10 protein-coding genes are annotated in these 12,651 nt (G+C 71.4%); 7 read left to right on the forward strand and 3 right to left on the reverse strand.

The window, feature by feature from the left end:
• Positions 1–5: 5 nt before the first annotated feature.
• Both ACF07N_RS20720 and ACF07N_RS20725 read right to left on the reverse strand, forming a co-directional pair.
• Entirely contained in the window at positions 6–1,082 is a 1,077-nt protein-coding gene (locus ACF07N_RS20720) for an ABC transporter permease (RefSeq protein ID WP_392114929.1), read from the reverse strand.
• On the reverse strand, positions 1,082–2,101 hold the full coding sequence (locus tag ACF07N_RS20725; protein ID WP_383336070.1) for a sugar ABC transporter substrate-binding protein: 1,020 nt from the start codon (positions 2,099–2,101) through the stop codon (positions 1,082–1,084). Before ACF07N_RS20725 ends, ACF07N_RS20720 begins: the two co-directional genes overlap by 1 nt.
• 322 nt (positions 2,102–2,423) lie before the next feature.
• Here ACF07N_RS20725 and iolC point away from each other — a divergent pair, with 322 nt between their 5' ends.
• The 7 genes from iolC to galE all read left to right on the forward strand — a co-directional run bounded on the left by iolC (position 2,424) and on the right by galE (position 10,637).
• Positions 2,424–3,401 (forward strand): 5-dehydro-2-deoxygluconokinase, encoded by a 978-nt coding sequence (iolC, locus tag ACF07N_RS20730; protein WP_392114932.1) that lies wholly within the window; start codon positions 2,424–2,426, stop codon positions 3,399–3,401.
• Positions 3,402–3,414: 13 nt separating this feature from the next.
• Positions 3,415–4,293 carry a deoxyribose-phosphate aldolase gene (locus tag ACF07N_RS20735; RefSeq protein ID WP_383339146.1) on the forward strand — a complete coding sequence of 293 codons (879 nt, stop codon included), beginning with the start codon at positions 3,415–3,417 and terminating at the stop codon, positions 4,291–4,293.
• A 14-nt stretch (positions 4,294–4,307) separates the two neighbouring features.
• A complete protein-coding gene (gene iolB, locus ACF07N_RS20740) occupies positions 4,308–5,201 on the forward strand; it encodes a 5-deoxy-glucuronate isomerase (protein ID WP_392114935.1) in 894 nt (297 codons plus the stop codon).
• On the forward strand, positions 5,198–7,069 hold the full coding sequence (gene iolD / locus ACF07N_RS20745; protein ID WP_392114938.1) for a 3D-(3,5/4)-trihydroxycyclohexane-1,2-dione acylhydrolase (decyclizing): 1,872 nt from the start codon (positions 5,198–5,200) through the stop codon (positions 7,067–7,069). Before iolB ends, iolD begins: the two co-directional genes overlap by 4 nt.
• Positions 7,070–7,127: 58 nt before the next feature.
• Complete coding sequence (locus ACF07N_RS20750) at positions 7,128–8,621, forward strand: CoA-acylating methylmalonate-semialdehyde dehydrogenase (RefSeq protein ID WP_392114941.1); 1,494 nt, start codon at positions 7,128–7,130, stop codon at positions 8,619–8,621.
• Between the two features lie 21 nt (positions 8,622–8,642).
• Positions 8,643–9,458, forward strand: a complete 816-nt coding sequence (locus tag ACF07N_RS20755) for a GntR family transcriptional regulator (protein WP_392114944.1) — start codon at positions 8,643–8,645, stop codon at positions 9,456–9,458.
• 78 nt (positions 9,459–9,536) lie between these two features.
• Positions 9,537–10,637 (forward strand): UDP-glucose 4-epimerase GalE, encoded by a 1,101-nt coding sequence (galE, locus tag ACF07N_RS20760; protein WP_392114947.1) that lies wholly within the window; start codon positions 9,537–9,539, stop codon positions 10,635–10,637.
• A gap of 85 nt (positions 10,638–10,722) precedes the next feature.
• Here the strand turns inward: galE and ACF07N_RS20765 are convergent, their stop codons facing one another.
• Positions 10,723–12,549: a glycoside hydrolase family 15 protein gene (locus ACF07N_RS20765; RefSeq protein ID WP_392114949.1), complete on the reverse strand. Its 1,827-nt coding sequence runs from the start codon at positions 12,547–12,549 to the stop codon at positions 10,723–10,725.
• Between the last annotated feature and the right edge of the window lie 102 nt (positions 12,550–12,651).

Here is a 12,651-nt window from a genome sequence, read left to right on the forward strand (position 1 = left end):
CGCGGTCACCTCCGGGTCGCCGTGCGCTGGACCCACAGATTGATGAGGACGGCGCCGAGGAGCATCACGCCGAGGAAGGCCTTGAACCAGTCGGGGTTCCAGCCGGCGTAGACGATGCCCTGCTGCACCATGCCGAACATGAAGGCGCCGAAGACCGGGCCGATCGCGGAGCCGTAGCCACCGGTGAGCAGGCAGCCGCCGATGACGGCCGCGGCGATGTAGATGAGCTCCTGGCCCACGCCCTCGCCGGACTGCACGGTGTTGAAGGAGAACAGCTGGTGCATGCCGACGAACCAGGCGCCGAAGCCGACCAGCATGAACAGGGAGATCTTGGTGAAGGTCACCGGCACGCCGACGGCCCGCGCGGAGTCCTTGTTGCCGCCGACCGCGAAGATCCAGTTGCCGTACTTGGTGCGCAGCAGCACCCAGGTCGCCAGGGCCGCGAAGACCAGCCACCACACCACGGTGATCTTGACGTTGACGCCGCCGACCTCGAAGGTCGAGGCGAAGAGCTTCTGCGCCTGGGCGAAGCCGTCCATGTCGCTGATGTCGTCGGTGGCGACGTTGCCGGTGACCAGCTTGGTGATCGCCAGGTTGACGCCCTGGAGGATCAGGAAGGTGCCCAGGGTGACCAGGAAGCTCGGCAGTCCGGTCTTCACCAGCAGCCAGCCGTTGAAGGCGCCGATCGCCAGCGAGACGAGCAGGGCGACGATCACGCCGACCCAGACGTTCATGGTGAGCTGGTAGCTCAGCATCGACGCGGTCAGCGCCGAGGTGATGACGGCGACACCGGCCGACAGGTCGAACTCTCCGCCGATCATCAGCAGGGCCACGGGCAGCGCCATGATCCCGATGGTCGACGACTGGTACAGGATGTTCGCCATCGAGCTTCCGTCGCGCACCGGCGGCGCGGCGAACAGGAAGAACACGAGCACGGCGACGGCGCCGAGGAAGACGCCGACCTCGGGCCGGGCGAGCAGCCGCAGTGCCAGCGGGCGCTGCCGGGTCCGGCCGTCGGACTGCTTGGGGCCGGGGGCCGGCGGTGTGTCCACCGCCGGCGTGGCCTGCTGGGTCATGCTCATCACCGGGTGCCCTTCGCGGCGAACTCCCCGATCTTGTCGACGTTGGACTTGTCGACGAAGGCCGGGCCGGTCAGCACGGGCTGCTCGCCGCCGCCGCTGTAGTTGCCGTTGTTCTTGTAGAGCCACAGACCGTCGACGGCCAGGTAGCCCTGCAGGTAGGGCTGCTGGTCGACGGCGAACTGGATGTCGCCGGCCTTGATGGACTTGATCAGGTCCTTGTTGAGGTCGAAGGTGGCGATCTTCGCCTTGCTGCCGGCGTCGGCGACCGACTGCACCGCGGTCAGCGCGAAGGGGGCGCCGAGGGTGACGACGTAGTCGATCGACGGGTCCTGCTTGAGCTTGGCGGTGATCGTCGACTTCACGGACGGCATGTCGGTGCCGTTGACGTTCTGCGGGTCGACCTCGCCCTCGAAGGTCTTGGCCACGCCGTCGCAGCGCTGGGTCAGGCCGACGTTGCCCTGCTCCTGCATGACGCAGAGGACCTTCTTGGCGCCGACCTCGTTCAGCTTCTTGCCGAAGGCCTCGCCCGCGACGGACTCGTCCTGGCCGAAGAACTCCAGCAGGTTGAGGTCCTTCCAGTCGCTCAGGCCGGAGTTGAGGCCGACGACGGGTATGCCGGCCTTCTCGGCCTTGCCGACGACGCCCTTGAGCGCGTCCGGCTTGGCGAGCGTGACCGCGATGCCGTCGACCTTCTGGTCGATCGCGTTCTGGACCAGGTTGGCCTGGTTGCCCGCGTTCGGGTCGGCGGAGTAGATGAGCTTGATGTTGTCCTTGGCGGCCGCGGCCTCGGCGCCCTTGCGGACGGTGTCCCAGAAGGTGTCGCCGGGCGCCTGGTGGGTGACCAGGGCGACGGTCATGCGCGGCGTGGTGGCCTTGCCGGCCGAGGCGTTCGCGCCGCCTTCCTCGGACTTCTTGCCCCCGGAACTGCTGGAGCAGCCGGCGAGGGTCAGGGCCGCTGCCGCGGCGACGGCGACGACGGGCGCGAACCTGCGAGAGCGGGGGTGAGAAGAGCGGTCCATCTTTCCTGGCACCTCACTGTGCTACTGCGGGGGAAAGGAAGGGATCACGAAGGGATCCGTGGTCCCGGAGCCTTACGGAGTCCGGATCATGATGCCGCAAACCGACTGTTGCGATGGCACGGGATACAAGTCCCTGCCGCGCCCGCTGTCAATACTTTGTTAAGACATCATTTCACAAGCAGGTCCGAATGTAAGTACAAAGTATTGACAGCGCCGTCCTCCGGGACCTACACCTGGGAGGCGGCAGATCCCGTTCCGCCACGCCCCCACCGTGTCAGGGCGTCCCGGGACCCGCATCCCCAGCTTCCCCAGGAGGTCGTGCATGGCCGGGCCAGCCCAGTATTTCGATGTGATCACGATGGGCCGCATCGGGGTCGACCTGTATCCCCTGCAGACCGGCGTCCCCCTGGCCGACGTGGAGAGCTTCGGGAAGTTCCTGGGAGGTTCGGCGGCCAACGTCGCGGTCGCCGCCGCCCGGCTCGGACGCCGTACGGCGGTGATCACACGCACCGGCGACGACCCCTTCGGCACGTACCTGCACCAGGAGCTGAGGGCCTTCGGCGTCGACGACCGCTGGGTCACCCCGGTCGCCGCACACCCGACGCCCGTCACCTTCTGCGAGATCTTCCCGCCGGACGACTTCCCGCTGTACTTCTACCGCCGCCCCAAGGCCCCCGACCTGGAGATCCACACCGACGAGCTGGACTTCTTCGCCGTCCGCGGCGCCCGGATCTTCTGGATCACCGGCACCGGCCTGAGCGAGGAGCCCAGCCGCTCCGCCACGCTCGCCGCCCTCAAGGCCCGCGACAGGGCCGGCATCACCGTCTTCGACCTGGACTGGCGCCCCATGTTCTGGCGCGATCCCGAGCAGGCCCGCCCGTACTACCGCGAGGCCCTGCGCCACGCCACGGTCGCCGTCGGCAACCTCGACGAGTGCGAGATCGCCACCGGCGTGCGCGAGCCGCAGGCCTGCGCGGACGCCCTGCTGGAGGCGGGCGTGGAGCTGGCCGTGGTCAAGCAGGGCCCCAGGGGCGTGCTGGCCGTGCACCGGGACGGCACCCGGGCCGAGGTGCCGCCCGTGCCGGTCGAGGTGGTCAACGGCCTCGGGGCGGGCGACGCCTTCGGCGGCTCCCTGTGCCACGGCCTGCTCGCCGGCTGGGACCTGGAGCGCACCATGCGCCACGCCAACGCCGCCGGGGCCCTCGTCGCCTCCCGCCTCGCCTGCTCCTCGGCGATGCCCACCGCGTCCGAGGTCGAGCACCTCCTCGCCGGGGTGCCGTCGCCGAGCCCGAGCCACTGAAACGGAGCATTCCTTGAACATCGGCATCCCCGACCTCGCCACGGTGCGAGCCCGGCACCCCGAGGCCGTCGCCGAGGCGGCCGCCCGCCGGGCACGCCGCCCGCTGATCGGCGACAGCGGCCGGCTCATGATCGTGGCCGCCGACCACCCCGCGCGCGGCGCCCTGGGGGTCGGCGACCGGCGCCTGGCCATGGCCAACCGCGCGGACCTGCTGGAGCGCCTGTGCACCGCGCTGTCGCGGCCCGGTGTCGACGGGGTGCTCGCCACCGCCGACATTCTGGAGGACCTGCTCCTGCTCGGCGTGCTGGAGGACAAGGTCGTCATGGGCTCGATGAACCGCGGCGGCCTCGCCGGGGCGGCCTTCGAGATGGACGACCGCTTCACCGGCCACCGCGCCGAGGACATCGCCCGGCTCCGCTTCGACGCGGGCAAGCTGCTGCTCCGCATCGACTACGACGACCCCGGCTCGCTGACCACGCTGGAGTCCACCGCGCGGGCGATCGACGCCATGGCGGCCCTGCGCCTGCCGCTGTTCGTCGAGCCGTTCCTGTCCCGGCGCGTCGACGGCCGGGTCCGCAACGACCTGTCCGCCGAGGCCGTCACCAAGTCGATCGCGATCGCCTCGGGCCTGGGCGGCACCTCCGCCTACACCTGGCTGAAGCTCCCCGTCACCGAGGACCCGGACGACATGGCCGAGGTGCTGGAGACCTCCACGCTGCCCGTCGTCCTGCTCGGCGGCGAGGTCGGCGACGACCAGGAGGGCGCCTACGAACGCTGGCGCAAGGCCCTGCGCCTGCCCACCGTCCAGGGCATGGTCGTCGGACGGTCGCTGCTCTACCCGGCCGAGGGCAGCGTGGAGCAAGCGGTGGACACGGCCGTCGGCCTGCTGTGATCGCGGAGGACGCCATGAGGTACCACCTTCCCGCCGGCCAGGCGCTCGGCGGCCCCTACACCGTCGACGTCACGCCCGAGAAGGCCGGCTGGGGCCATTCCTCCCTGCGCGTGCTGGAGCTGCCGCCCGGCGGCTCCCACACCTTCGACACCGGCGACAGCGAATGGATCGTCGTCCCGCTCAGCGGCGCCTGCTCGGTCGCGTGCGCCGACGACTCCGGCCGGCAGACCTTCGACCTGCACGGCCGCCCGGACGTGTTCAGCGCGGTCAGTGACTTCGCCTACGTGCCGCGCGACGCCCGTGCCACCGTGACGTCCGCGGCCGGCGGCCGGTTCGCGCTCACCGGCGCCCGCTGCTCGCGCCGCCTGCCCGCCCGCTACGGCCCGGCCGCCGAGGTCCCCGTCGAGCTGCGCGGCACCGGCAACTGCTCGCGGCAGGTCAACAACTTCGGCGCCGCCGGGGTCTTCGAGTGCGACAAGCTCATCGCGGTCGAGGTGATCACCCCCGGCGGCAACTGGTCGTCGTTCCCGCCGCACAAGCACGACGAGCACCGGCCGGGCGAGGAGTCCGTGCTGGAGGAGATCTACTACTTCGAGTTCGCCGCCCACGACGGCGTCCCCGGCCTCGGCTACCAGCGCGTGACCCCCTCGGGCCCGGGCCGCGACACCGACGTGCTCGCCGAGGTCCGCGACGGCGACGTCGTCCTCATCCCGGACGGCTGGCACGGCCCGTCGATGGCCACGCCCGGCCACCACATGTACTACCTCAACGTCATGGCGGGCCCGGAGGACGAGCGCGCCTGGCTGATCTGCGACCACCCCGGCCACGCCTGGGTCCGCGACACCTGGCCGGACCAGCCGGCCGACCCCCGGCTCCCCCTCTACACCGCCCCGGAGGCCTCCGCATGAGCGCCCGCACCCGCCGCCTCACGACCGCCCAGGCCCTGGTGCGGTTCCTGTCCGTCCAGTACACCGAGCGGGACGGCGTGCGCCGCCGGCTGATCGCCGGGACCTGGGGCATCTTCGGCCACGGCAACGTCGCCGGGGTCGGCCAGGCGCTGGTCGAGTACGCCGACGTGATGCCGTTCCACCAGGGCCGCAACGAGCAGTCCATGGTGCACGCGGCGGTCGGCCACGCCCGCCAGCTCAACCGCCTGTCCGCGCAGGCGGTGACCACCTCCATCGGCCCCGGCGCCACCAACCTGGTCACCGGCGCCGCGCTCGCGACGATCAACCGCCTCCCGGTGCTGCTCCTGCCCGGCGACTACTTCGCCTCGCACGCGGCCGACCCGCTGCTGCAGCAGCTGGAGCACCCGGTCGAGGCTGACGTCTCGGTCAACGACACCCTCCGCCCGGTCTCCCGCTACTTCGACCGGATCACCCGCCCCGAGGCGCTGATCCCCTCCGCGCTCCAGGCGATGCGCGTCCTGGCCGACCCGGCCGAGACGGGAGCGGTGACGCTGGCCCTCCCCCAGGACGTGCAGGCGGAGGCGTACGACTGGCCTGAGGAGTTCTTCGCCGAGCGGGTATGGCACGTACGGCGTCCCGCGCCGGACCCGGTGGAACTGACCGCCGCCGTCGAGGCGATCCGGTCCGCCGCACGTCCCCTGATCGTGGCGGGCGGCGGCGTCCACCACAGCGAGGCGGAGGAGGCCCTGAGGGCGTTCGTGGAGACCACGGGGATCCCGGTCGCCTCCACCCAGGCGGGCAAGGGCGCGCTGCGTCACGACCACCCGGCCGACCTCGGCGGCATCGGCCACACCGGCACCGCCGTCAGCGACGAACTGGCCCGCACCGCCGACCTCGTGATCGGCGTCGGCACCCGCTACACCGACTTCACCACGGCCTCCGGCACCCTCTTCCGGAACCCGGACGTACGGTTCCTCAACCTCAACATCACCGGCTTCGACGCGCACAAGCTGGCGGCGCGCACGCTGGTCTGCGACGCGCGGACGGGCCTCGACCTGCTGCGGGAGGCGCTCGCCGACCACCGTGTGAGCGAGGAGTACGTCGCCGGGTACCGCGCGGGCAAGGCCCGCTGGGACGAAGTCGTCGAAGCCGCCTACCGCGCCGACGACGACAGCGCCGTCCCCACCCAGACGCAGGTGCTCGGCGCGCTGGACGCCGCCGTCGGCGACGACGACGTGGTGATCAACGCGGCCGGCTCGCTCCCCGGCGACCTGCACAAGCTGTGGCGCTCGCGCAGCCCGCGCCAGTACCACCTGGAGTACGGCTACTCCTGCATGGGCTACGAGATCCCGGCCGGAATCGGCGTCCAGCAGGCCGCACCGGGCACGCCGGTGTGGGCGCTGGTCGGCGACGGCACCTACCTGATGATGCCGACGGAGATCGTCACGGCCGTCCAGGAGGGCCTGCCGCTCAACGTCGTCCTCATCCAGAACCACGGCTACGCCTCCATCGGCGGCCTGTCGGAGGAGACCGGCGGTGAGCGCTTCGGCACCGCCTACCGCTTCCGGGCCGCCGACGGCACCTTCACCGGTGCCCCGCTCCCCGTCGACCTGGCCGCGAACGCCGCCAGCCTCGGCATGGACGTGCTGCGCGCCAAGACGGTGCGCGAGCTGCGCGAGGCCCTGGCGGCGGCCCGCGCCTCGGACCGTCCGACCTGCGTCTACGTCGAGACCGACCCCGCCCCGACCGCTCCCCCGGCCGAGGCCTGGTGGGACGTGCCGGTCGCCGAGACCGCCTCCCGCGAGGCAGCCGTCGCGGCGCGCGAGCGCTACGACCGCCAGGCGGCGGACCGCCGCCGCCACCTCTGACCCCCCTCCGTTCCTCCTCCCCGGCTCCCCCTGCCCCCCGGAAAGGCCCCTTCGCACCATGCAGACCATCACCCACTGGATCGACGGCAAGCCCGTCGAGTCCACCTCCGGCCGTTTCGGCCCCGTCTACAACCCGGCCACCGGCGCCCAGGAGAAGCAGGTCGCCTTCGCGACCGTCGAGGAGGTGGACGCCGCGGTCGCCTCCGCCAAGGCCGCCTTCGGCAGCTGGGGCCAGTCCTCGCTGGCCAGGCGCACGGCGATCCTGTTCAAGTACCGCGAGCTGCTGGACGCCCACCGCGACGAGATCGCCGCGCTGATCACCGCCGAGCACGGCAAGGTGCACTCCGACGCGCTCGGCGAGGTCGCGCGCGGCATGGAGATCGTGGAGCTGGCCTGCGGCATCTCGGTCCAGCTGAAGGGCGAGCTGTCCACCCAGGTGTCCTCCCGGGTCGACGTCGCCTCGATCCGCCAGCCGCTGGGCGTCGTCGCGGGCATCACGCCGTTCAACTTCCCGGCGATGGTGCCGATGTGGATGTTCCCGCTGGCGATCGCGTGCGGCAACACCTTCGTGCTGAAGCCGTCGGAGAAGGACCCGTCGGCCTCCTTCCGGCTCGCCGAACTGGCCACCGAGGCGGGCCTGCCCGAGGGCGTCCTGAACATCGTGCAGGGCGACAAGACGGCCGTGGACCGCATCCTGGAGCACCCGGACGTCGAGGCGGTCTCCTTCGTCGGCTCGACCCCGATCGCGAAGTACATCCAGCTCAAGGCCGTCGAGCACGGCAAGCGCGTCCAGGCGCTCGGCGGGGCCAAGAACCACATGCTGGTACTGCCCGACGCCGACCTCGACCTCGCGGCCGACCAGGCGATCAACGCGGCGTACGGCTCGGCGGGTGAGCGCTGCATGGCCGTGTCGGTGGTGGTGGCGGTCGGCGACACGGGTGACGAACTGGTGGCGAAGATCGCCGAACGGGCCAAGGCCCTGCGCATCGGCCCGGGCACCGACCCGGCCTCCGAGATGGGCCCGCTGATCACCCGGGAGCACCGCGACAAGGTGGCCTCGTACGTGGCGTCGGCCGCCGGGCAGGGCGCCGAGGTCGTCGTCGACGGCACGGGCCTGACGGTGGAGGGCCACGAGAACGGTTTCTTCCTCGGCGTCTCCCTGCTGGACCGGGTGCCGCTGACGTCGGACGCCTACCGGGACGAGATCTTCGGCCCGGTGCTGTGCGTGGTCCGCGCCGAGACCTACGACGAGGCGATCCGGCTGATCAACGCCTCCCGCTGGGGCAACGGCACGGCGATCTTCACCCGGGACGGCGGGGCGGCCCGCCGCTTCCAGCTGGAGGTCAAGGCCGGCATGGTCGGCGTCAACGTCCCGATCCCGGTCCCGGTCGGCTACCACTCCTTCGGCGGCTGGAAGGACTCCCTCTTCGGCGACCTGCACATCTACGGCAACGACGGCATCGCCTTCTACACCCAGGGCAAGGTCGTCACCACCCGCTGGCCGGACCCGTCCGACGGCGGCATCAACCTCGGTTTCCCGAGCAACTCCTGACGCCGGAAGAGGTCTGGTCCCATGGCGAAGACCGGTGACGGTGACCGTGACCACGAACGTGACGGGCCCCGGGCCCGCACGGCGCCCGCCCCGGCACTGACCGCACTGGACTTCGCCCTGGACCGGATCAGTCCTGTTCCGCTGTACCACCAGCTCGCCCAGCAGCTGGAGGCGGCGATCGAGGGCGGGGTCCTCACCCCCGGGAACCTCCTGGGCAACGAGGTCGACCTCTCCGTCCGCCTCGGCCTGTCCCGCCCGACCGTCCGCCAGGCCATCCAGTCCCTCGTCGACAAGGGGCTGCTGGTCCGGCGGCGCGGGGTGGGCACGCAGGTGGTGCACAGCAGGGTCCGGCGCCCCCTGGAACTGAGCAGCCTCTACGACGACCTGGAGGCGGCCGGGCAGGCACCGACCACGCAGCTCGTGCGCAACGAGGTCGTCCCGGCCCCCTGCGAGGTGGCGGCGGCGCTCGGCGTCCCCGAGGGCAGCGAGGTCGCCGCCGTGGAACGCCTGCGCCGCACGCACGGCCGCCCGGTGGCGCTGCTGCGCAACTACCTGCCCGTGTCCCTGCTGACCCTCGACGACGCCCGCCTGGAGTCGACGGGCCTGTACCGCATGCTGCGCACGGCGGGCATCACCCTGCACAGCGCCCGCCAGACGGTCGGCGCCCGCGCGGCGACGCGGGAGGAGGCGGCCCGCCTGGAGGAGACGGCGGGGGCGGCACTGCTCACGATGGAGCGGACGGCGTTCGACGACACGGGGCGGGCGGTGGAGTACGGGAGACACATCTACCCGGCCTCGCGGTACACGTTCGACTTCCAGTTGCTGGTGAGGGCTTGACCGCACCCCGACGGCGGTGCAAAGTCGTACATATACGCCGTAAACGTACGGTCCTCACCGCCCTTCGGGAGTCCTGGCATGGCGCGCAGGAACCAGTCGCCGACCGCTCGAGGAGCTGGATCCTCATGGGCGCCCTCGACCGTCCTCGTCACCGGCGGGGCCGGTTTCCTCGGCAGCCACACCTGCGTCGAACTGCTCGACCACGGCTACGAGGTGATCGTGGTCGACAACTACGCCAACAGCACCCCCCAGGTCTTCGCCCGGGTGGAACGGATCGCCGGCCGCTTCGTCGGCGCGGTGTACGAACTGGACATCCGTGATCGGCACGCCCTCTCCGCCGTCTTCGACCGACACTCCGTGGACGCCGTCGTGCACTTTGCCGCGCACAAGGCGGGGAGCAGGTCGACGCGGATGCCCGTCCCCTACTACGACACCAATGTCGGCGGTACCACCGCCCTGTTGCACACCATGCACGACCACGGGGTGCGCCGGCTGGTCTACGCCTCCTCGTGCTGGGTCTACGGCGACGCCGGCCGCGGCCCGCTGGACGAGACCACCCCCGCACGGCCGGGAACCCCTTACGCGTCCTCCAAGTGGATCTGCGAGCAGATCCTCGCGGACGTGTGCCACCGCGACCCGGCCTACGCGGTGGTGTGCCTGCGCTACCCGGTCCCGGCCGGGGCGCACCCCAGCGGGCTCCTCGGCGAGGATCCGCGCCACCCGCCCGAGAACCTGATGCCGCACCTCGCCCGGGTGGCCGTGGGACGGTCCGAGCGGCTCTCCGTGTTCGGCGACGACTATCCGACCGGTGACGGCACCGCGATCCGCGACTACCTGCACGTCATGGACGCCGTCGAGGCGCACCGCGCCGCGCTGGACCACCTGGGCGACGCGCCGGGCATGCACGTGTACAACCTGGGCGCGGGCGCGGGCAGTTCCGTCCTCGAGGTCGTGACCGCATTCTCCCGCGCCTGCGGCAGACCCATCCCTTACGACGTAGCGCCCCGCCGCCCCGGGGACGTGGCGGAACTGATCGCCGACGCCTCGGCCGTGGGACGCGCCTGGGGCTGGCGCCCGACCCGGGACCTCGCGGACGTGTGCCGGGACGCCTGGCGGTTCCAGCAGCTGAACCCGAGCGGATACGTGGACTCCGCGCGGCGGCCGGGAGGCAAGGAGTAGGCGGGCGCGCGGGGGCCCGAGCCTCACTCACGCGGCCGTGGACGGCCGGACCGGCTGGAGTGAGGGGCCACCTCCGGGCCGGCGGTCAGCAGCGGGCGCGGACCGCCGCACCACGGGAACGCCGCTCCGACGCAGCCGACAAGGCGAACGCCGTCTCGACCAACGCGATGTGGCTGAACGCCTTCGGTGCGTTGCCCAGTTGACGCCCCGCGTCCGGGTCCCACTGCTCGGCGAGCAGGCCCACGTCGTTACGGATGGCGAGAACCCGCTCGAAGGCCTGCCTGGCCTGCTGCAGATGCCCGGTCGCGGCGAGTGCGTCGGCGTACCAGAGCGAACAGGACACGAACGTACCCTCGGAACCCCGCAGACCGTCCACCCGGTGCACACCCTGTCCGCCTCGACCGTACCTGCGGACGAATCCGCCGTGTGTCAGCCGCCCCATGGCCTCCACCGTGCGACAGACCCGCTCGTCCTCGGCCGGCAGGAAGCCCAGTCTGGGAATCAGCAGTGCCGAGGCGTCCAGGGCCGATGAGCCGTAGGACTGTACGAAGCTCCCCTGCCGCGCGTCCCAGCCCTCTCGGCAGACTTCGCGGTGCACCTCGTCCCGCATGGCGCGCCACTTTCCCGAGGACCCGTTCCTGCCGAGCAGCCTCCCCATCCGCAGAGCACGGTCGGCAGCCACCCACGCCATGACCTTGGAGTGCACGAACTGCCGTCGCGGCCCTCGCACTTGCCACAAGCCCTGATCCGGCTGCCGCCAGTGCTGGTGAAGGTGCCCCATCAATGCCTCCGCCAGGCTCCACACGCGCGCAGGCAGGGGAATCCCCTCCTGCAACGACAGGCAGAGCGTGTCCAGGACTTCCCCGTACACGTCCAGCTGGAACTGGCTCACCGCCGAGTTCCCGAACCGGACCGGTCGTGAGGCTTCGTACCCCGGCAGCCACGGCGCCTCGGTCTCCGTCAGGAGCCGCTGGCCCCCGACTCCGTAGACCGTCTGGAGATCGGCGGGAGCTCCCGCGATGGCCCGCACCAGCCAGTCCAGCCACGCGATCGCCTCGTCGCGGTACCCGCTGCGCAGCAGACAGGACAGGGTCAGAGTGGAGTCCCGCAGCCAGCAGTAGCGATAGTCCCAGTTCCGCTCCCCTCCGATACTTCCCGGAAGCGAGGTGGTCGGCGCCGCGACGATGCCGCCGGTGGGGGCATAGGTGAGCGCCTTGAGCGTGATGAGGGAGCGCACCACGGCTTCCCTCCACTGCCCCCGGTAGCAGCACTGGGCGGTCCATCGCCGCCAGAAATCGCTGGTCTCCTTCAACGCCGTCTCCGCGGGAAGGAACAGCGGCGCGGGCGCCTCGGGCAGGTGCGATGGCGACCACACCAGCGTCAAGGCCAGCCGCTGCCCGGCCGAGACGGTCTGCTCGAGCACCGTGGAGCCCTGCCGGCCGGAGGTTCGGATCGGCCCGCAGGCACTGAGCCAGACGGAGTCCGGCCCGGCGACGGCCACCGTGCCGCACTCGGTGGCCCTGATCCACGGCACGACGCGCCCTTGGTGGAAGCGCAGCCGCAGTTCGCTGCGTATGGGTGTCGAGCCGCGCAGGCCTTCGATCAAGCGGAACACGCACGGCCACTGAGTGCGTGGTGGCATGAAATCCGTGACCCGCACGGCACCGGTGGCACTTTCCCATTCCGTGTCCAGGACGAGTGTGTCGGACCGGTAGGCGCGACGTGTGCAACGTCCCCCGGCGGCAGGAGCGACCCGCCAGAACCCGTGGTCCGGCGTGCCCAGCAGGGCGGCCAAGCAGGCGGGCGAGTCGAAACGGGGCAGGCACAGCCAGTCCACGGACCCGTCTTTGCCCACCATGGCGGCGGTCTCCAGGTCGCTGATCAGCGCGTAATCCTCGATGGGTGGACTCATGATCGGGAGTACGCCGTCATGCACTGTGCCGCCCCTCCACCGTACGGCCCTCGCGGCCGATGCGCAGCCGAGGTGCGGCAGCGCATCGCTCCTCCCGGTCCA

Origin of the sequence: Streptomyces sp. NPDC015242 (genome assembly GCF_043079125.1) — a bacterium.
Classification (GTDB): Bacteria; Actinomycetota; Actinomycetes; order Streptomycetales; family Streptomycetaceae; genus Streptomyces.

What these genes read in the sequence shown, in the direction of transcription:
- ACF07N_RS20720 (WP_392114929.1), bottom strand. Translation starts at nt 1,082, where the DNA reads ATGAGCATGACCCAGCAGGCCACGCCGGCGGTGGACACACCGCCGGCC.
- ACF07N_RS20725 (WP_383336070.1), bottom strand. Translation starts at nt 2,101, where the DNA reads ATGGACCGCTCTTCTCACCCCCGCTCTCGCAGGTTCGCGCCCGTCGTC.
- iolC (WP_392114932.1), top strand. Translation starts at nt 2,424, where the DNA reads ATGGCCGGGCCAGCCCAGTATTTCGATGTGATCACGATGGGCCGCATC.
- iolB (WP_392114935.1), top strand. Translation starts at nt 4,308, where the DNA reads ATGAGGTACCACCTTCCCGCCGGCCAGGCGCTCGGCGGCCCCTACACC.
- iolD (WP_392114938.1), top strand. Translation starts at nt 5,198, where the DNA reads ATGAGCGCCCGCACCCGCCGCCTCACGACCGCCCAGGCCCTGGTGCGG.
- ACF07N_RS20750 (WP_392114941.1), top strand. Translation starts at nt 7,128, where the DNA reads ATGCAGACCATCACCCACTGGATCGACGGCAAGCCCGTCGAGTCCACC.
- ACF07N_RS20755 (WP_392114944.1), top strand. Translation starts at nt 8,643, where the DNA reads ATGGCGAAGACCGGTGACGGTGACCGTGACCACGAACGTGACGGGCCC.
- galE (WP_392114947.1), top strand. Translation starts at nt 9,537, where the DNA reads ATGGCGCGCAGGAACCAGTCGCCGACCGCTCGAGGAGCTGGATCCTCA.
- ACF07N_RS20765 (WP_392114949.1), bottom strand. Translation starts at nt 12,549, where the DNA reads ATGAGTCCACCCATCGAGGATTACGCGCTGATCAGCGACCTGGAGACC.